Origin of the sequence: Burkholderia sp. Bp8998 (assembly GCF_003854235.1) — a bacterium.
Classification (GTDB): domain Bacteria; phylum Pseudomonadota; class Gammaproteobacteria; order Burkholderiales; family Burkholderiaceae; genus Burkholderia.
Window position 1 is genome coordinate 35,403 of sequence record NZ_QTQF01000038.1, and the last position, 18,860, is coordinate 54,262.

15 protein-coding genes and 1 pseudogene are annotated in these 18,860 nt (G+C 68.4%); 10 read left to right on the forward strand and 6 right to left on the reverse strand.

The genetic code is table 11. The features are described from left to right. Positions 1–23 precede the first annotated feature (23 nt). Positions 24–770: a MipA/OmpV family protein gene (locus tag DIE06_RS29615; protein WP_124664477.1), complete on the forward strand. Its 747-nt coding sequence runs from the start codon at positions 24–26 to the stop codon at positions 768–770. Between the two features lie 277 nt (positions 771–1,047). Then, positions 1,048–1,383 carry a hypothetical protein gene (locus DIE06_RS29620; RefSeq protein WP_124664449.1) on the forward strand — a complete coding sequence of 112 codons (336 nt, stop codon included), beginning with the start codon at positions 1,048–1,050 and terminating at the stop codon, positions 1,381–1,383. A 290-nt stretch (positions 1,384–1,673) separates the two neighbouring features. Here DIE06_RS29620 and DIE06_RS29625 read toward each other — a convergent pair whose 3' ends face one another. Together DIE06_RS29625 and DIE06_RS29630 are read right to left on the reverse strand one after the other, a co-directional pair. Further along, a complete protein-coding gene (locus DIE06_RS29625; RefSeq protein WP_124664450.1) occupies positions 1,674–2,945 on the reverse strand; it encodes a transglycosylase SLT domain-containing protein in 1,272 nt (423 codons plus the stop codon). 422 nt (positions 2,946–3,367) lie between these two features. After that, positions 3,368–4,528: a porin gene (locus tag DIE06_RS29630; RefSeq protein ID WP_124664451.1), complete on the reverse strand. Its 1,161-nt coding sequence runs from the start codon at positions 4,526–4,528 to the stop codon at positions 3,368–3,370. Positions 4,529–4,964: 436 nt separating this feature from the next. Between DIE06_RS29630 and DIE06_RS29635 the strand changes: the two genes are divergently transcribed. Continuing rightward, positions 4,965–5,558 carry a flavin reductase family protein gene (locus tag DIE06_RS29635; RefSeq protein ID WP_124664452.1) on the forward strand — a complete coding sequence of 198 codons (594 nt, stop codon included), beginning with the start codon at positions 4,965–4,967 and terminating at the stop codon, positions 5,556–5,558. Between the two features lie 47 nt (positions 5,559–5,605). On the opposite strand, the gene DIE06_RS29640 is transcribed toward DIE06_RS29635, so the two are convergent. Further along, a complete protein-coding gene (locus tag DIE06_RS29640; RefSeq protein ID WP_124664453.1) occupies positions 5,606–6,502 on the reverse strand; it encodes a LysR family transcriptional regulator in 897 nt (298 codons plus the stop codon). Positions 6,503–6,599: 97 nt separating this feature from the next. Between DIE06_RS29640 and DIE06_RS29645 the strand changes: the two genes are divergently transcribed. The 4 genes from DIE06_RS29645 (at position 6,600) to DIE06_RS29660 (ending at position 11,706) form a co-directional block, all read left to right on the forward strand. Continuing rightward, entirely contained in the window at positions 6,600–7,898 is a 1,299-nt protein-coding gene (locus DIE06_RS29645) for a CitMHS family transporter (protein ID WP_124664454.1), read from the forward strand. A gap of 37 nt (positions 7,899–7,935) precedes the next feature. Further along, positions 7,936–9,297, forward strand: coding sequence for an acyclic terpene utilization AtuA family protein (locus tag DIE06_RS29650; protein WP_124664455.1), 1,362 nt, complete (start codon positions 7,936–7,938; stop codon positions 9,295–9,297). Next, positions 9,297–9,608: a hypothetical protein gene (locus tag DIE06_RS29655; RefSeq protein WP_124664456.1), complete on the forward strand. Its 312-nt coding sequence runs from the start codon at positions 9,297–9,299 to the stop codon at positions 9,606–9,608. The genes DIE06_RS29650 and DIE06_RS29655 overlap by 1 nt, the downstream gene beginning before the upstream one ends. A 268-nt stretch (positions 9,609–9,876) precedes the next feature. Continuing rightward, on the forward strand, positions 9,877–11,706 hold the full coding sequence (locus DIE06_RS29660; RefSeq protein ID WP_124664457.1) for a methyl-accepting chemotaxis protein: 1,830 nt from the start codon (positions 9,877–9,879) through the stop codon (positions 11,704–11,706). Between the two features lie 113 nt (positions 11,707–11,819). Here the strand turns inward: DIE06_RS29660 and DIE06_RS29665 are convergent, their stop codons facing one another. Both DIE06_RS29665 and DIE06_RS29670 read right to left on the reverse strand, forming a co-directional pair. Then, positions 11,820–12,749 carry a phosphatidate cytidylyltransferase gene (locus DIE06_RS29665; protein ID WP_124664458.1) on the reverse strand — a complete coding sequence of 310 codons (930 nt, stop codon included), beginning with the start codon at positions 12,747–12,749 and terminating at the stop codon, positions 11,820–11,822. A gap of 36 nt (positions 12,750–12,785) precedes the next feature. Beyond that, positions 12,786–13,433 (reverse strand): lysophospholipid acyltransferase family protein, encoded by a 648-nt coding sequence (locus DIE06_RS29670; RefSeq protein WP_124664459.1) that lies wholly within the window; start codon positions 13,431–13,433, stop codon positions 12,786–12,788. A 449-nt stretch (positions 13,434–13,882) separates the two neighbouring features. Between DIE06_RS29670 and DIE06_RS29680 the strand changes: the two genes are divergently transcribed. The 3 genes and pseudogenes from DIE06_RS29680 to DIE06_RS29690 all read left to right on the forward strand — a co-directional run. Further along, positions 13,883–14,488, forward strand: a complete 606-nt coding sequence (locus tag DIE06_RS29680) for a CDP-alcohol phosphatidyltransferase family protein (protein ID WP_124664460.1) — start codon at positions 13,883–13,885, stop codon at positions 14,486–14,488. Between the two features lie 77 nt (positions 14,489–14,565). Continuing rightward, positions 14,566–16,335, forward strand: a complete 1,770-nt coding sequence (locus tag DIE06_RS29685) for a bifunctional alpha/beta hydrolase/class I SAM-dependent methyltransferase (RefSeq protein WP_124664461.1) — start codon at positions 14,566–14,568, stop codon at positions 16,333–16,335. After that, positions 16,332–17,111, forward strand: a pseudogene (locus DIE06_RS29690) (phosphatase PAP2 family protein); the annotation flags it as partial. The gene DIE06_RS29685 and the pseudogene DIE06_RS29690, both read left to right, overlap by 4 nt. Before the next feature lie 260 nt (positions 17,112–17,371). On the opposite strand, the gene DIE06_RS29695 reads toward DIE06_RS29690, so the two are convergent. Beyond that, positions 17,372–18,838 (reverse strand): sensor domain-containing diguanylate cyclase, encoded by a 1,467-nt coding sequence (locus DIE06_RS29695; RefSeq protein WP_260433809.1) that lies wholly within the window; start codon positions 18,836–18,838, stop codon positions 17,372–17,374. Positions 18,839–18,860 lie beyond the last annotated feature (22 nt).

Sequence of the window (18,860 nt, forward strand, 5' to 3'; positions counted from 1 at the left end):
CCCTCCGCTCCTTGCGCTATTGCATGCCGCTTGCCGGCCTCACGCTCGCCACCATGGCTCACGCCGAAAACCAGTACGCGATATCGCTCGGCGGCGGCTTCGCACCGCGCTACCAGGGGAGCAACCAGTATCGCGCGGTCGTCGGGCCGTCGTTTTCCGCGATGTTCGGCAATGGCTTCTTCATCGATACCAACGCCGGCGCCGGCTATCGCCTGAACCTGCCCAACGGTGCGTTCGTGTCGGCCGCGCTGGGCTACGACGCGGGCCGGACCGACGAAAACCGCTTCGGCCTGCCGGGATCGGACCACCTGAAGGGTATGGGCCGGGTTCCGGGATCGGTGCTCGTGGGCTTGCGCGCCGGCGTGAAGCTGCTGGATGGCGGCGAACTTGGTATCGCGGTCGACGCGCCCGTCACGCATGCGTCGCGCGGCTTGTCCGGCCATGTCGATCTCGCGGTGCCCGTGTTCCAGACCGGACGGCACACGCTCGTCGCGACGGGCAGCGTGCACGCAGGCACGGGACGCTATATGCAGACGTTCTACGGTGTGACCGACGCGCAGTCGCTGGCGAGCGGGTTCAGACCGTATTCGACGAGTGGCGGGGTCGACAGCGCGACGCTGTCGCTCGCGTGGAACTGGGACGTATCGCGGCACTGGTCGGTACGCACGACCGGCGGCTTCACGCGCTTGCTCGGGCGTTATGGCGACAGCCCGATCGTGCAGACGCGCAGCAACTACTATGGAATGGCCGGCGCGACGTACAAGTTCTGAACGAGGCGCCGACCCGCATCGCGCATGCGGGATGCCGGCGCCGGTGGCGCGGTTGCTGCGGATCGCGTGCGGTAACATGCACGCGGGTCCGGGGCGACGCCGGGCCTGCGACACAGGTACGCCGAAGCGGCCTGGCCGCGTCGCGCAGTGCCGCCGTTCGCCGGCCTGCATCCGCCGGGATGCGGCTCGCGCCGCGCGGAATCGATCATGCACGAAAATGTCCGGCAGCTCGCATCATGCGTCGCATGGACGGCCGGGCCGCGTCAGGGAGAAACCGATGAAGAACACGATCGCGATGATCGTTGCACTCGTTGCGAGCGCAACCTTTGCAGGATGTGCGGACATGAATACGAAGCAGCCGAACGCCACCGCCGGCGGCGCGGTAATGAGTCCTCCGCCGTCGGGCGCCGTGGCGGCGTGCAACGCGGATGCCGCCCCGGACGATGCGCTGATCGGCAAGACCGAGGCCGATGCGGCCGCGCTGCTCGACGGCTGCCTGTGGCGCGTGCTCGAGCGCGACGGCAAGTCGTTGCCGGGCACGATGGATTACCGCGCGGAGCGCCGCGATCTCGGCATTCGAGACGGGAAGGTAATCTGGGTGCGGCGCGGGTGATCGAAGCGGCCGGCGGGGAGGCGGTGCGATGAGGATCGGGCCGTGTGAACCGTCACGCCAGGCGTGATCGCGGCGGTTGCCGTGGAATTCGCGCGATCGCCGGCCGCGGTCCGGCCTGATGTGCGTTGCGAATTCCGGACGATCTACGCCCCGCCGTCGGCGCGCGTATTTCGGCGTGCACTGCATGAATTACCGGCCATGCATGAGCAACATGATCGCGCCCGAACTTGCGCCGACCCCGACGAGATGATCACCGCATCGCGCACGCGAAACCGGCGTTCGCGTGAGCGTTACTTCGAGATGTACCAGAGCGCGTCGGCGCTCGTGCGCGTGGCCGGCGTCGCCGTGGCGGGTGCCGGCGTCGGCGCGGCCGGCGGCGGGGTGCTCGACGTGACCGCGGTGGGCCAGGTGGCCGGCGCGTTCGATGAGGTCGACACGGGCGCGGTATTCGCCGTATTCGCCGTATTTGCCGTGCTCGCGGTCGATGCGGATCCCGACGTCGATGGCGTGTTCAGGTACCAGAGCGCATCGGCGGACGCCGTGCGCTTGGCCGACGCCGACGCGTTCGCGGCCGGCTGTTTCGCGGCAGGTCTCGCGGCAGCCGTCGCGGTCGCGCCCGAGCGCGACATTCCCACTGCCGCTGCCGCGCTCGCTCCGGCGCCTGCCTGCGCCGTCATCCCGGCCGCGCCGCGCTGCGCGCGCGCCTCGAACGGCCCGAGCTGGAAGATCAACGTTTGCGCGGGACGCGTCAGAACGGCATACGGGAACTGCAGCTCCCACGACATCAGCACGCGGCCCGACGACGTCTCGGTGAAGATCGCCGGCACGTGTTTCATGTCGCTGAACTGCACGTAGATCCTCGCGCCGTCGTCGAACACCTGGGTCGGCTTCGCCTGGTCGGCGCCGGTGACGGTCCAGCCGAAGTTGTACGTGCCGGCCGGGCCTGCAGGGCCGCCTTGCGGCGGCGGCGGGGCGGCCGGTGCGAGCGTGCGCGCACGCGCGGCGGGCGGTGCCGACACGCTCAGGCTCGCGAACGGGTTGTACGCCTGCACCTGCTGCGGCGGCGTGAAGGAGGGGGGAAGAATGGGCATGGGAGTATCCGGCGAATCCGGCAGGGTCCGGATTGCATCATAGACCTTGTGGGCATACGCGAGGCGCTTGTCGGGCGACGCGGCGTTGTACGCGCCGATCGCGTTCCAGTTGGCGCCGAGCTGGCGGATGTTCTGCGACAGGATCCATGCGCCGACGTATGCATTGGTGCACGCATCGAACAGGCTTTCCCGCGTGATGCCTTCGCGCGCGAGCGTCGGCAGCCAGGTGCTGTTGATCTGCATCAGTCCGATGTCGACGGTGCCGTTCGTGTTGGTGTTGACGGCGTTCGGATTCATCCCCGATTCGACCTGCGCGATGCCGCGCAGCAGGCTCACGCTCACCTTCTGGAACGTGGCCGCGTCGTCGAGGCAGTCGGCCCGCGCGTACCCGTGCAGCGCGCACCACAGTGCGATCGCCGCGGCGAGCTTCGGCATGGCGTGGCTGATCGAACGGGCAATATGACGCGGCATGGCAGGATGGGGCGGAATCCGGCCGCCCGGTGCAAGGAAATTACGCAGACGCGAAGTGTGCCATAGCGCGCACTCAAATGGCGCGCGTCAAACTTTCCTTTGCATTTGCCGGCGCATTTGTCGCGTATTTTTCCCGGCGCCGGTATCGACGCGCGACAGGATGGAATCGGTAAAAAAGGCTGATTTTCGCGCGCATGCCGGCGGGCGGCCGCTGTCGCGATAATGACGCCGTGCGTCAGTTGCGCCGGGAATGCGGCAATGAATGGCACAGCGAAAGGGGATAAAGAATGCGTCCGTGCGGTGCGCGGGCTGGAGAAACGACGACGGTGGCCGTAGCCGCCGTGTCGGTGAATCCTCGATTCGCCATCCGACACGATCGATCGACCGGCCGCGCAATGCCGCGCGCAGCCGGCCCTGGCCGATCAGAAGCGGTGCCGCAGGCCGAGGTTGACCATCGTCTGCGCACTCGTGCCCGCATAGCCGTACGAACCGATCGATGCCTGCGCGGCCATCGCCCCGCCGTTGCCGTCGCCCGTCTGGCCGCTCGCGTGCTGGTACGCGGCGGTCAGGTACACGTCGGTGCGCTTCGACAGCGTGTAGTCCGCGCCGGCCGACACCTGGTGATAGGTCGCCGACGTATCGCCGCCCGAGCGCGTATAGCTGTAGCCGACGCCGACGAGCAGTGCGTTGGTCGCCTGGTAGTTCACGAAACCCTGCCCGGTGTTGTAGTGCTCGTTCGAGATGAACACCGAGCTTGCATCGCGGCGATATTGCGCGTTGCTGTAGCCGACGCCGAACGTGAATGGACCGGCGACGTACTGGCCCGCGATGCGTGCGATGCCGATCGAATGCGCGCTCGCATAGCCGGTGTTGATCGGACCGTCGAAGGTACCGTCCGACGAGCTGGTCCAGCCGTTGCGCAGCCGGTTCGACGCGGGGCCGTTGGTCGCGTGGAAGTAGCCGCCCGCGACGCTGAACGGCCCGTTGTTGTACGACACGGCCGCCGAATACGACTGCGCGGCGCCGGTGCTGCCGGCGATCCCGCCGAACGAGTACATTGCCGCGAACTGCAGGCCCGAATACACGGCCGACGTGTACTTCACCGCGTTGTCGACACGGAAGCTGTTGTCGTAGTTGTCGACGTCGCCGGGCGTCGCGAACACGCTGCCGAGATAGTTGTCGGCGGTGATGCCCTGCACGAGGTCGACGAGCGGATCGTACTGGCGGCCGAACGTGAGCGTGCCGTAGCGGTCGCTGGTCAGCCCGACGAACGCCTGCCGGCCGAACAGGCGGCCGCCCTGGCCCTGCCGGCCGCTGCTCGGGTCGAAGCCGTTCTCGAGCTGGAACAGCGCCTTCAGGCCGCCGCCGAGATCCTCGGTGCCTTTCACGCCCCAGCGGCTGCCGGAAAGGTTGCCTGCGCTGCTGTTGCCGAGCATCCACGCATTGTCCTTGCCCTGTGCGTGATTCACGTACGTGATCGACGTGTCGATCACGCCATACAGCGTGACGCTCGACTGCGCATGCGCGGTGGGTATCGCCGCGAACGACGCGAGCGAAATCAGCGAGAGGGTCGTGCGTTTCATGTCTTCTCCTGGCGATTGGCTTGCTTTCCTGAACCGGAATGGCAGGAGACTACAGAGGCGCCGACGAACGGCAAAAACGGAATTCTCCGATGTGACCAAAAGCAGACAGGTGCATGCTGCGGCAAGGTCCATTGAGAGATTCACATTATTGAGAATTGTGTATCAATCGATTTGGATTTCGCGGCGGCGCGATTATCGTATTGCCGGAATCGCGATAATTCCGTGCGAATTTCGGCCGGGTTGCGATGACGGCGCGTTCGTCTTCGATTCATCAATTCATTATTTAACGAATCGAATCGCGTGATGCGGGCCGAGTATGGTATTGCGCGCGTCGCGCGACGACGAGCGCGCGACGCCCGATGCGGCGGCGATCGGCATGGAGTGCGAGAATGCGGCCTTCGGCCGGCGTGCGTCGTGCCGCTCACAGGGAATCCGCATGGACAGTCACATCGCTCCGGTGGCGCTGAAGAAAGCCTACCGTCTCCTCAATCACGGCCCGACCGTGCTCGTGTCGGCCCGTCACGACGGCGTCGACAACGTGATGGCCGCCGCATGGGCTTGCGCGCTCGATTTCCTGCCGCCGAAGCTGACGGTCGTGCTCGACAAGTCCGCGAAGACGCGCGAGCTCGTCGAGCGCAGCGGCACGTTCGTGATCCAGGTGCCGACGGCCGCGCAACTGCAGCTCACGCATGCGGTCGGCAGCCACAGCCTTGCCGACCGGCCGGACAAGCTGCGCGAGGCGGGTGTCACGCTGTTCGACGTCGAAGGCCACGACCTGCCGTTCGTCGCCGGCTGCTCGGGCTGGCTCGCGTGCAGGCTGATTCCCGAGCCGCACAACCAGCAGACCTACGACCTGTTTATCGGCGAGGTGGTCGGCGCGTGGTCCGACACGCGCGTGTTCCGCGACGGCCACTGGTATTTCGAGTCGGCCGATCCGGCGCTGCGCAGCCTGCACTACATCGCGGGCGGCAACTTCTATGCGATCGGCGAATCGCTGCAGGTCGATCCGGGCCAGCCGGACCCGCAGTAAGCATCAAGCATTCGGCCGGTTGCCGGCCGTCGTTCCGGGCGCGCGGTTCACGCGCGCTTTTTCAATGCCGCCAGCATCACGTCGGCGAACGCCTGCGCGACGCGCGACAGCGTGCGCCCGCGCTTCGCGACGAGCGCGATCGGCCGCACGAATGCCGGGTCGTCGATCGGCTTCGCGACGAGGTCGGGCTCGGCGCGCACCTCGCGCGCGGTCGCCGGCAGGATCGTCACGCCGAGGCCGCCGCGGACCATCGCGACGGCCGTCATCATGTAGGTCGGTTCGCACGCGATGTCGGGCGTGCAGCCGGCGGTTTCCAGCGCGGCATCGACGACGCTGCGCACGCTCGTGCCCTGCGCGGTCAGCACGAGCGGCACCGCGGCGACGTCCGCGGTGCGCACGCGCCGCTTGCGCGCGAGCGGATGATCTTTCGGGCACACGGCAACGAGCCGGTCGGCGCCTGCATACAGCACGTCCAGCGACGCGTCGAACGCATCGCCGCCGGTCAGGCCGAGATCGGCTTCCTCGTTGCGCACCAGCGCGGTGACGAGGCTCGCGACGCCGTCGCGAATGTCGAAGCCCGCGCGCGGCACGTCGCGCCGGAACGACTGGATCAGCTCCGGCAGCAGGCTCGACGCGAAGGTCGGCAGGCACGCGAGCCGCACCGTGCCGCTCGTGCCTTCGCCGAGCGCACGCGCATCGCGCAGCACGCGCTCCATGTCGTCGAGCGAGCGCTGCAGCAGCGGCAGCAGCTCACGCCCGGTCTGCGTGAGCGCGACGCTGCGGCTGTTGCGGTCGAACAGCCGCGCGCCGACGATGTCCTCGAGCCGCCGGATCTGCACGGTCAGTGCCGGCTGCGACAGATGCAGCCGCGCGGCGGCGCGCGTGAAGTTGCCGGCATGCGCGACGGTGACGAACGCGCGAATGTCGCGAAGGTTCAGATCCATAACGGTTCGTGATTGCTGCGATCAAATCATTTCAATTGTGCTATCGCTGCGCCGACCTTACGCTCGTCTCCAATAAAAGACAAGGTAGGAGACACGGATGCTGCCGTTACTCGGGCTGGGCACGATCGTCGTGCTGCTGGCCGCGATTCTGTCGAAGCGCATGTCGCCGCTCGTCGCGCTGATCATCGTGCCGATCGCGGCATCGCTGATCGGCGGCTTCGGGCTGCATACCAGCAAATTCGTGATCGACGGGCTGAAGGGCCTCGCGCCCGTGGTCGGGATGTTCGTGTTCGCAATCCTCTATTTCGGGACGATCACCGACGCCGGCACGCTCGACCCGATCATCGACCGCATCCTGCGCGCGGTCGGCACGCGGCCCACGCGGATCGTGATGGGCACGACGCTGCTCGCGCTGCTGATCCACCTCGACGGCTCGGGCGCGGTCTGCTTCCTCGTGACGATTCCCGCGGTGCTGCCGCTCTACGACCGGCTGAAGATGGACCGGCGCGTGCTGGCCGCCGCGGTGTCGATGGCCGCGGGGATCAACTTCCTGCCTTGGACGGGGCCGATGATCCGCGCGTCGGCGTCGCTGCACCTGCCGGTGTCGGCGCTGTTCAATCCGCTGATTCCGGTGCAGGCGATCGGGCTCGTGTTCGTGTTCGGCGTCGCGTACTGGCTCGGGCGGCGCGAGGAAAAGCGGCTCGGCCTGTCGCGCGACGATGGGTCGATTCCGCTGCCCAAGCGCGAGCTGACGGCCGACGAGCAGGCACTGCGCAGGCCGCACCTGTTCTGGTTCAATCTCGTGCTGACGCTCGTCGTGCTCGGCACGATGGTCGTGATGGGCGAGAAGATCCCGCCCGCGATCATGTTCATGGTCGGGCTGTGCGTCGCGCTGATGGTGAACTACCCGGACGTCGACATGCAGAGGAAGCGCATCGACGCGCATGCGCGCGCGGCGCTGATGATGGCCGGCATCCTGCTCGCGGCCGGCGTGTTCACCGGGATCATGCAGGGCAGCGGGATGCTGAAGGCGATGGCGCAGGCGGCGGTCGGCTTCGTGCCGCCGTCGATGGCCGGCCACATTCCGGTCGCGCTCGGCCTCGCGTCGATGCCGCTCAGCATGCTGTTCGATCCCGATTCGTTCTACTTCGGCGTGCTGCCGGTGATCGCGGAAGTGGCCGGCCAGCTCGGCGTGCCGGCCGTGCACGTGGGGCAGGCCGCGCTGCTCGGCCAGATGACGACCGGGTTTCCGGTCAGCCCGCTGACGCCCGCGACGTTCCTCGTCGTCGGCCTGTGCGGCATCGAGCTGGCCGAGCACCAGAAATTCACGTTCCCGCTGCTGTTCGGCGCCTCGATCGTGATGACGATCGCGTGTGTCGTGCTGGGCGTTTTCTGATTTTTCCCGGCGTGGCGCGCCGGATGACGGTACCGACATGACAGCAAAGCCACCACACCAACGGCGCGTGCGCATCGGCGCGGGCGCCGGCTACTCGGGCGACCGGATCGAGCCCGCGGTCGAACTGGCCGAATACGGGCAGCTCGACTATCTCGTCTTCGAATGCCTGGCCGAGCGCACGATCGCGATCGCGCAGCAGGCACGGCGCAAGGATCCGTCGCTCGGCTACGATCCGCTGCTCGATGCACGGATGCACGCCGTGCTGCCGGTGGCGGCCCGCAAGCGCGTGCGGATCGTGTCGAACATGGGCGCCGCGAACCCGCGCGCGGCCGCGCGGCGCACCGCGCAGATCGCGCGGTCGCTCGGCCTCGCGGGGCTGAAGGTCGCGGCGGTCGAAGGCGACGACGTGCTCGACGTCGTGCTGCGCGGTGCGTTCCGCTTCGAGGAGTCGGGCGATGAGGTCGCCGCGTATCGCGACCGCATCGTGTCCGCGAACGCGTATCTCGGCGCCGCCCCGATCGTCGACGCGCTCGCGGCCGGCGCGGACGTCGTGCTGACCGGGCGCGTCGCCGATCCGTCGCTGTTCGCCGCGCCGCTGATTCATGCGTTCGGCTGGCGGATGGATGACTGGGACGCGCTTGGGGCGGCGACGGTCGTCGGCCATCTGCTCGAATGCGCGGGGCAGGTGACGGGCGGCTATTTCGCCGACCCCGGCTACAAGGACGTGCCGAATCTCGCGCGGCTCGGATTCCCGATCGGCGAGGTCGCGGCTGATGGTTCGGTCGTGATTACCAAGGTGCCGCACGCGGGCGGTCGCGTGAGTGCGGCGACCTGCAAGGAACAGCTGCTGTACGAGATTCACGATCCGGCGCGCTACCTGCAGCCCGACGTCGTCGCGGATTTCACACGCGTCGCCATTGTGGAGGAGGCACCGGATCGCGTGCGCGTGACGGGCGGGCGCGGGAGCGCGTGCACCGAGACGCTGAAGGTGTCGGTCGCGTACGTCGACGGCCATATCGGCGAAGGGCAGATCTCGTATGGCGGGCCGGGTGCGCTGGCGCGTGCGCGGCTCGCGCTCGAGATCGTCCGCGAGCGGCTCGCACTGACGGGCGTGGCCGCGACCGAACTGCGCTTCGATCTGATCGGTGTCGATTCGCTTTACGGCGACGCGACGCCTGCCGCGTGCGGCGAGCCGGCCGAAGTCCGTGTGCGGGTGGCCGGCCGTGCGGCGAGCGCCGCCGAGGCCGCGCGGATCGGCAACGAAGTCGAGACGCTGTATACGAACGGGCCGGCCGGCGGCGGCGGCGCGTTCAAGTCGACGCGCGAGGTGATCGCGGTGCAGTCGGTGCTGATGCCGCGCGCGGCCGTGACGCCGTCGTTCTCTTTCGTGGAGGCCTGATGCAACTGCGTGAACTGGCGCATGCGCGCACCGGCGACAAGGGCAATACGCTGAACGTGTCGGTCATCTGCCGCGATCAGCGTCACTATGAACACCTGCGCGCACATCTCGATGCGCCGGCGGTGAAGGCGTGGCTCGCGGGCATCGTGCACGGCGACGTCGTGCGCTACGAGCTGCCGGCGCTTGCCGCGTTCAACTTCGTGCTGCGCGAGGCGCTCGGCGGCGGTGTCACGCGTTCGCTCGCGCTCGACGCGCATGGCAAGTCGGTCAGCTCGGCGTTGCTGGCGATCGAGGTGCCGGAGCCGGCGTGACGACCTGACTTCATGGGCGGGTTCGGTGACAAGGGCCCGGCGCCGGAAGGGGAGCGGTCCCGGTATGCGCCCCGAATCCGGCGGGCTTCCATCCCGCCCGGCGCGTTAGTCCTTCGGGGCATTGATCCGCGCGGCCGCGACCAGGCATTCCATTTTTTTGAATGGTCTGACCAGTCGAACCTCAAGTTGCATCACGACCGGTCGTTAATTCGGTTGCGTACTCATTTGACTGTTCGATAACAACGCGCAACCGGAGATCGCCGTCATCATGCTGTCATCAATTCGCGCCCGGATCGTGGCGACCTGCGTCGCCATCGTCGTCACGGCACTCGCCGTCACCGGTGGCCTCGTGTACGCGGTCGTCAAGGGACACAACGACGAAACCATCGACCAGAACCTGCGTTCGGTCCTGGCCGGCCACGCGCTGGCGCTCGACGAGTGGGTGGCGAGCCGCGCCCAGCAGACCCAGGCGCTCGCAGATACGCTGCCGATCGGCGAAGCCGATCCGCTGCCGGCACTGACGCTGCTCGGCAAGTCGGGCGGGTTCCAGGTGCTGACGCTCGGCCTGCCGGACCACACGGCGTTCTCGAACATCCCGCTCGCGTCCGGTTACGATCCGACCGCGCGCCCGTGGTACAAGCAGGCGGTCGAGGCCGGCCGGCTCGTCGTCACCGCGCTGTACCAGGACGCGTCGACCGGGAAGCCGGCTTTTGCATTCGCGGTGCCGATCATGCGCGGCGGCGCGCTGAAGGGCGTGCTGGCGGCGAGTCTCTATATGGAACGCGCGAGCGCGATCGTCGCGTCGATGCACCCGACGCCCGCGAGTTTCGCGTTTCTCGTCGACCGCGGCGGGCGCCTGATCGCGGGCGCGAAGACGGACCTGATCATGAAACCGGCCACGCAGCTGTCACCGGAACTGACGCCCGACCGTCTCGCCGGCCTGCAGGGCGCGACCGAGCCGGTGGCGATCGCGGTGGACGGCGTGACCAAGTTGCTCCGCGCGCAGCCGATCGCCGGTACGGACTGGTCGCTCGTGATGGCGCTCGACCGGTCGGACGTGACGGCCGGCATGCGGGCCGTCGCGACGACGACGCTCGTGGCGATCGTCATCGTGGCCTGTATCGCGGCCGCGCTCGTCGGCGCGCTGACGAACGCGGCTTTCAAGCGCGTGCTGTTGGTGCGCGATGCGCTGACCGACGTCGCGAGCGGGAGCGGCGACCTGACGAAGCGGTTGCGGGCGGACGGCAACGACGAGGCTGCGCAGATCGCGCGTGCGTTCAACCTGTTTGCGGAAAAGATCTCGGCGATCCTGCTGCAGATCCGCGGGTTCAGCGAATCCGTCAGCGTGGCGAGCGCGGAGATCGCGCAGGGCAATCAGGACCTGTCGAGCCGTACCGAGCATGCGGCGTCGAGCCTGCAGGAAACCGCGGCAGCGCTCGAGGAGATCGCCGGCACGGCGCGCAACTCGGCCGATGCGGCGACGCAGGTGAACCGGCTCGCGGAATCGGCGTCGGGCGTCGCGATGCGCGGCGGCGAGGTGGTGAGCCAGGTGGTCGCGACGATGGGCGAGATCACGGCGGCCTCGAACGAAATCTCGAACATCATCGGCGTGATCGACGGCATCGCGTTCCAGACCAACATCCTCGCGTTGAACGCGGCCGTCGAGGCGGCGCGCGCGAACGAGCACGGGCGCGGCTTCGCGGTCGTCGCGGGCGAGGTGCGCACACTCGCGCAGCGCAGCGCGCAGGCCGCCAAGGAAATCAAGCAGCTGATCCAGGCGTCCGTCGACAAGATCGAGGGCGGGTCGGGGCTCGTGCACACGGCGGGCGCAACGATGGACGAGATCGTCGAGGGGGTGCGCGGCATCACGAGCGTGATCGCGGAAATGACGGTGGCCGCGAACGAGCAGAGCACCGGCCTCGCGCAGGTGAACCAGGCGGTGTCGCAGCTCGATCACTCGACGCAGCAGAACGCGGCGCTCGTCGAGGAGTCCGCCGCGGCCGCGGCGCTGTTGCGCGAGCAGGCGGCGCAGCTCGCGCAAACGGTCGGCGAATTCAAGCTTGCGCGTCCGCAAGCGGCCGATACGGCGCCGGCGTGATGCGGCTCGCGCCGGGGCCGTGATGAAGCGGAAACGGCGAGGGGCGAACGGCGTGCGCGACGGGTATTGAGCGGCCCGGGCACGGCACCGGGCGGCGTCGCGCCGCCCGATCATCACACGTACAGGTAGCGCACGAGGTGGAAGAACACCGGCGCCGCGAAGCAGATCGAGTCGACGCGATCGAGCATCCCGCCGTGGCCCGCGATCATCGAGCCCCAGTCCTTGGTGCCGAGCGAGCGCTTCACGGCCGACAGCACGAGGCCGCCGACGAAGCCCGCGATCACGATCGCGAGCGAGATACCGAACGCCGCGCCGAAGCTGAACGGCGTCACGCGATACAGCGACGCGCCGCACAGCGTCGCGAGCAGGCCGCCGCCGATGAAGCCTTCGACCGTCTTCGACGGCGACAGCTGCGGCGCGATCTTGCGCCGTCCGAACAATTTGCCGACCACGTACTGCAGCACGTCGCTGATCTGCACGACGAACAGGAAGAAGAACAGCAGCAGCGCGTTCTGCCCGACGTAGTGCGGAATGTCGAGAATCAGCACGGCCGGCGCGTGGCTCAGCCCGTACACGCACACCATCAGCGCCCAGTTGATCTTCGCGTTGCGGCTCAGGAATTCGCGCGTGTCCTGCGTGAGCGCCGACACCAGCGACATCGCGAAGAACAGGTGCACCGGCACGAAGATCGAGTACATCCCGTACCAGTTGATCCCGAGCAGCAGGTACTGCACGGGAATCGCGACGAAGAACGCGATGAAGAGCGTCGTATGGTCGCTCGCGGTCGTCGGCGTGAGCGTGATGAATTCGCGTAGCGTCAGGTACGACAGCAGCGCGAACACGAGATACGTGATGTTGTTGCCGAGGCTGATCGCGATGACCATGATCGCGATCATCGCCCACCACGCGCGGATGCGCTGGTTCAGGTTGACGATGGTCGCGCTGGTGCCGCCGCTGCGCGCGCCGAGGATCGCGCCGATCACGGTCGCGAGCACCAGCACGCCGGTGACGCCCGCGACCAGTTCCCAGAAGAGAGTTCGCATGAAGAGGTCCGGAAAAGGGAGAGGAGGGCGCCGCGTTCAGCCGGCCGGCCGCTGCGGCGGCGCGAGCGCGACGATCGCGTCGCGCATGCGGGCGAGGAAGGTCGGCTTGTCTTCGCCGGCGCCGAGCGCGTCGTTCGCGCCGAAATGCACCTTGCAGATCAGCGGCACGGGCCAGATCGCGCCCTTCGGCATGATGCGCTGCAGGTTCTCGAGATAGACCGGCGCGAGCGCGACGTCCGGAAACTCGGTCGCGAGATGGAACAGCCCGCTCTTGAACGGCTGCGGCAACACGTCGGCGCCGCGCGTGCCTTCCGGGAAGATGATGATCGAGTGGCCTTGCCGCAGCGCGTCGCGCACCGGATCGAGCGGGTGGCCGCCCCGAGGATCGCCGCCAGATTCGCGGTGACGGTCGATCAGCACGACGTTCAGCAGCTTCTGCGCGATGTGGCGCTTCAGGTCGCCGCTGTCCCAGTAGTCGCGCGCGGCGACGGGCCGCACGACCGCGCGCACGTCGCGCGGCAGCGCGGCGAGGATCGCGAGCGTGTCGATGTGGCTCGTGTGGTTCGAGAAGTAGATCTTCTGCGTCGGGGAAGGTGGCGCCTGATGCCAGACCGGATACGCGCCGGCGACGAGCCGCACGATCGACAGCAGGAAATCGCGCTGCCAGACGTTCAGGATGTTCATCGGCGCCGCGCCTCCTGCCTGCATGCCCGCGCGGCCGCGCATGCGCGGCGGGCGGAATCCCGGAATGCCGGCGCGGCAGGATGCGCGCCGGACGGCCATTGTTCAAGTTTTTTCAAATTCGTGGCTGCCTGTCGCAGGGCCGCGATGATCGGACGACTCGCCGCGGACGTTGCGTCGCGGCAAAAGCGCCGGTCGGCGGCGTGATAATCGGCTGTTGCACGAGCGCCCGGTCACAGTTCGAATGAATTGCTGCGTTCACGGGCCAGCGGATTATCGCGAGTTTCCATCAAAAACGCCAGATTGCGCGGCGCGGTGCGAAGCGGGCCGCGGCTTGACGCATCGGGGCCGCTCGGCGACGATGACGACCACCTGTCAGCCGCCTCGGGTGGTTGCGCCGCCCGGGGCATGGCGGCTGGAAACGTGTCCGAACGTGCCGAATGAATAAAACGATGAGCCTTTACGCACTCAAACCGAAATTCCAGAACCGTCTGCGTCCGTTCGCGGATTCGCTCGCCGAACGCGGCGTCACCGCCAACCAGGTCACGCTGTTCGCGGCCGGCGGCTCGATCGTCGTCGGCGCGCTCGCGGGGCTCGGCGTGTTCGCCCGCGTGCTGTTCCTGCTGATCCCGATCTGGCTGTTCGTGCGGATGGCGCTCAACGCGATCGACGGCATGCTCGCGCGCGAGCACGGGCAGAAGAGCACGCTCGGCGCGTACCTGAACGAGCTCGGCGACATCGTGTCCGATGTCGCGCTCGTGCTGCCGTTCCTCGCGATTCCCGCGTTCGCGCCGGCAGACGTCTGGCTGTTCGCGCTGGCGGCGGTCATCGTCGAATGCGCGGGGCTGATCGGCCCGCTCGCCGGCGCGACGCGCCGCTACGACGGCCCGTTCGGCAAGAGCGACCGCGCGCTCGCGCTCGGCGCGTTCGCGCTGTGGATCGGCTTCGGCCTGCCGGTCGGCAGCGTCGCCGCGTGGCTGTGGCGCGTGCTGATCGTGCTGTCGATCGTGACGGTGGTGCGGCGCGTGCAGGCCGGCGTCGCCGAAGCGGGCGGCTGACGGCGGCTGACCGCGGTAGCAGGACCGGCGCCGGAGGGCGGCGCCGCATGATTCGAATAACGAAACGAGAGAAACGCATGACCACACGCACGGCCCGCGAGGCCGACTTCATCACGCACGACGGCGAAACGCTGTTCTATCGTCACTGGCCCGCGACGGGCCCGCGCTGCCGCGGCGCGATCGTGCTGCTGCATCGCGGCCACGAACATTCGGCGCGCGTCGCGCACCTCGTCGACGAGCTCGACCTGCCGGACTTCGCGTTCTTCGCGTGGGATGCGCGCGGCCACGGCCGCTCGCCCGGCGCGCGCGGCTACAGCCCGAGCGCGGCCGCGTCGGTGCGCGACCTGCAGACCTTCGTCGAGCATATTCGCGACACGCACGGCATCGCGATCGAAAACATCGCCGTGATCGGGCAGAGCGTCGGCGCGGTGCTCGCGGCCACCTGGGTACACGATTACGCGCCGCCGATCCGCTGCCTCGTGGTCGCGTCGCCGGCATTCCATATCAAGCTCTACGTGCCGTTCGCGCGGCCGGGGCTGCGGCTGATGCACAAGCTGCGCGGGGTGTTCTACGTGAACAGTTACGTGAAGCCGAAATTCCTCACGCACGATCCCGAACGGATCGCGAGCTATGCGGCCGATCCGCTGATCACGCGGCCGATCGCCGTCAACATGCTGCTCGACCTGCACGACACGGCGCAGCGGATCGTCGCCGACGCGGCGGCGATCACCGTGCCGACGCAACTGCTGATCTCGGGCGCCGACTGGGTCGTGCATCGCGGCCCGCAGGACCGCTTTTTCGAGCGGCTCGGCGCCGCGCGCAAGGCGCGCGTCGTGCTGCCCGGCTTCTATCACGACACGCTCGGCGAGCGCGACCGCGCGCAGGCGCTCGCGCCGCTGCGCGCGTTCGTGCTGCGCGAGTTCGATACGCCGAGCCCGCGCGTTTCGCTTGCCGACGCCGACCGGCGCGGCGCGTTCCACGACGAATACGCGGCGCTTGGCCGGCCGCCCGCGAATCCGTTCGCGCGTGCTTACTGGGCGATCACGCGCGCGGGGCTGAAGGCCGGCGGCGCGCTGTCGGACGGCATCGCGCTCGGGCTGCGGCTCGGCTTCGATTCGGGCTCGACGCTCGACTACGTGTACCGCAACCACGCGCAGGGCCGGCTCGGCGTCGGCGCGCTGATCGACCGCACCTATCTCGATTCGCCGGGCTGGGTCGGCATCCGTCAGCGCAAGGTGCATCTGCAGGAACTGATCGGCGCGGCGATCGGACGGCTGCGCGGCCACGGCGAGCCGGTGCGGATCGTCGACATCGCGGCCGGGCACGGACGCTACGTGCTCGACGCGATCGCGACGGCCGCCGAACGCGACGGCGCGGCGCCGGACGACATCACGCTGCGCGACTACAGCCCGCCGAACGTCGAGGCCGGGCGCGTGCTGATCGCACAGCGCGGCCTCGAGCCGATCGCGCGCTTCGAGCGCGGCGACGCGTTCGACGAGGCGTCGCTCGCGACGCTCGAGCCGCGCCCGACGCTGGCGATCGTGTCGGGGCTGTATGAGCTGTTCGGCGAGAACGCGCTGATCGAGCGATCGCTGCGCGGGCTCGCGCAGGCGGTGCCGCCCGGCGGCTATCTCGTCTATACCGGGCAGCCGTGGCATCCGCAGCTCGAATTCATCGCGCGTGCGCTGAACAATCATCGCGGCGACGCGACCTGGGTGATGCGCCGTCGCTCGCAGGCCGAGATGGACGAGCTCGTCGCACGCGCGGGCTTTCGCAAGCTCGACCAGCGGATCGACGAGATGGGCATCTTCACGGTCAGCCTCGCGCAGCGGGTCGACGCGTCATGAGCGCGCTCGGCGGCGGCGCGGGCGGCAGTCTGGCCGAGCCGGCGGCCGGCGCGCGCGACGCGTCGTTGGCGCTGCGCGTCGGCTGGCTCGCGGCGATGGGCGCGGTGTTCTTCTCCACCTACGGCTTCGCGAACTGGCTCGCCGCGCGCCGCGCCGTGGTGCCGACCTTCGCGTTCGGCTGGGAACACGCGATTCCGTTCGTGCCGTGGACCATCGTGCCGTACTGGTCGATCGACCTGCTGTATGCGCTGTCGTTCTTCTTCTGGACCCGCCGCGACGATCTGCTCGATCACGTGAAGCGGCTGTTGACCGTGCAGCTGGTGTCGGTCGCGTGCTTCATCGCGCGGCCGCTGCGCTTCGGCTTCGAGCGGCCCGATGCGGGCGGCGTGGCCGGCGCGCTGTTCACGCTGCTGATGGGGTTCGACAAGCCGTTCAACCAGGCGCCGTCGCTGCACATCGGCCTGCTCGTCGTGCTGTGGGCCGTCTATGCGAAGCATCTGCGCGGCACGGCGGCGCGCATCGTGCTGCATCTGTGGTTCGCGGCGATCGGCGTGTCGGTGCTGACGACCTACCAGCATCACGCGATCGACGTGCCGACCGGTGCGGCCGTCGGCTGTCTGGCGCTGTTCCTGTTTCCGTTGCGTGACGACGCGGGGCGGCTGCCGGGTGCCATCCGTTCGCCGTCCGCTGCCGGCCGCGCGCTTGCGCGCCGCTATGCAGCCGGTGCGGCACTGGTCGCGCTCGTGGCGCTCGACTGCGTGTCGCGCGCGCCGGGGACGATCGCGCGCGTGCCGCTGGCCGCGATCAGTACCGGGTCGGAGATTGCCGCGTTGTGGTACGCAGTGCGTATCGAGATCCACCGTCGAGATGTACTGCTACGCCGCCCTCAGGAAATTCGAATGGAACCTCTCGGAGAGAACTGAAAACCGATCCCAATTGACAGCGGGAGTCATATCAGCCGTGCGTGCTTGGCTCTTCGGCTCGGGCGGCCGCGGCGCGGGACGGCGCAAATGCGCCGCGCATCCCGCGTTATACGTCAAGCGTGCGCCACCCGCTGCGTCCGCGTGCGCTTCACCTCGTACATCGCCTGGTCCGCGTGCTCGATCAGCGCGTTCATGTCGGTACCGTCGTCGGGCAGCATCGCGATGCCGACACTGACGCCGAGCCGTAGCGGATGCCCCTCGAATTCGAACGGTTCGCCGACCTGCCGGGCGAGCCGTGCGCGTTGCGCGTCGACGTCGTCGCGGCCGCCGACGTTCGGCAGGATCACCGCGAACTCGTCGCCGCCCACCCGTGCGACCGTATCCGAGCGCCGCACGGCGCCGAGCATCCGCGTGGCGATCTCGCGCAGTGCGGCATCGCCAGCTCGGTGGCCATAGCCGTCGTTGATCGGCTTGAGCCCGTCCATGTCGATGTTGAGGATGCCGAGCCGGCCGTTCGCGCGCAGCGCCGTATGCATCGACTGGCGCAGGCGGTCGTAGAACAGCGCGCGGTTCGGCAGGCCGGTGAGCGCGTCGTGCGTGGCGCGCAGGTAAAGCGCGTTCGCCTCGTTGCGCGCCGCGTGGAACATCGCGGCGGCGATCAGGTCGGCCGTGAGCCGCAGCGTGCCCGCATCGGCGGCCGAGAAACCGTCGACGTCCGGCGACATCACCTTCAGCACGCCGACCGTCGTCTCCGCATGGGTGAGCGGCATCACCAGCATCGAGCGCAGTCCGACGCGGCGGCATGCATCGCGATCGACGCGCGGGTCGGTTTCCGAATCGATGCAGTGCAGCAATTCGCCGCGCGTCACGCACAGGCCCGACAGGCTGCCCGAGCGGCGCAGCCGCAGCCCGAGCATCCCGGCGGCGGAGCCCGACGCGGCGCGGTACACCATGTCGTCGCCTTCGGCGAATTCGACCGCCGCACCGCTCGCGCCCGTGAGCTGCGGCACCTGCTCGGTCACGTAAGCCATCACGCCGCCGAGATCGAGGCCGAGTTTCGCGATTTCGGTCTGCGCGGCGATGATGCGCAGCAGCGTGTCCGGGGGCGGCGTGGCGGTGTCGACGATTTGATCCAAGTCAGTTTTCCGTGAAAAAAGCCCGGCACGCGTCGCGGGCTTGAGGTAGCATACGCGCCGCTCACGCGGCAGCGCGTTCCGGGCGGCCCGCAAGGGGTCGCATCCGGCATCCGGCATCCGGCCGATTCGGCGGCGCGATGGCTCGCCGGTCCGGCAGCGCCGGCAGTATGCCGGTCGGCCCGGCCGGCAGCAACCGTGCAATTCTTGCCATTCAATCGCCGCGCGCAGTATTTCCGACCGTATCGAGTGGTTTTTCGCTTCGTCAGCACGAATCAGGGTGAATTTCGTCCTTATTTTGAGATAGTGTGACGAATGTGCGAGCGCCGGTGCCAGGCGCGCGCACAGTCTGACGGGCCGGCAGCAGAAGAGCGCGCCGCGTCGTTTCGTTTCGATAAATGCATTCAGGCCAGATTTTGAGGGGAAGCAGTGGGGATGTGCACTCACGGGCATAACTGCTTTGTGCGCG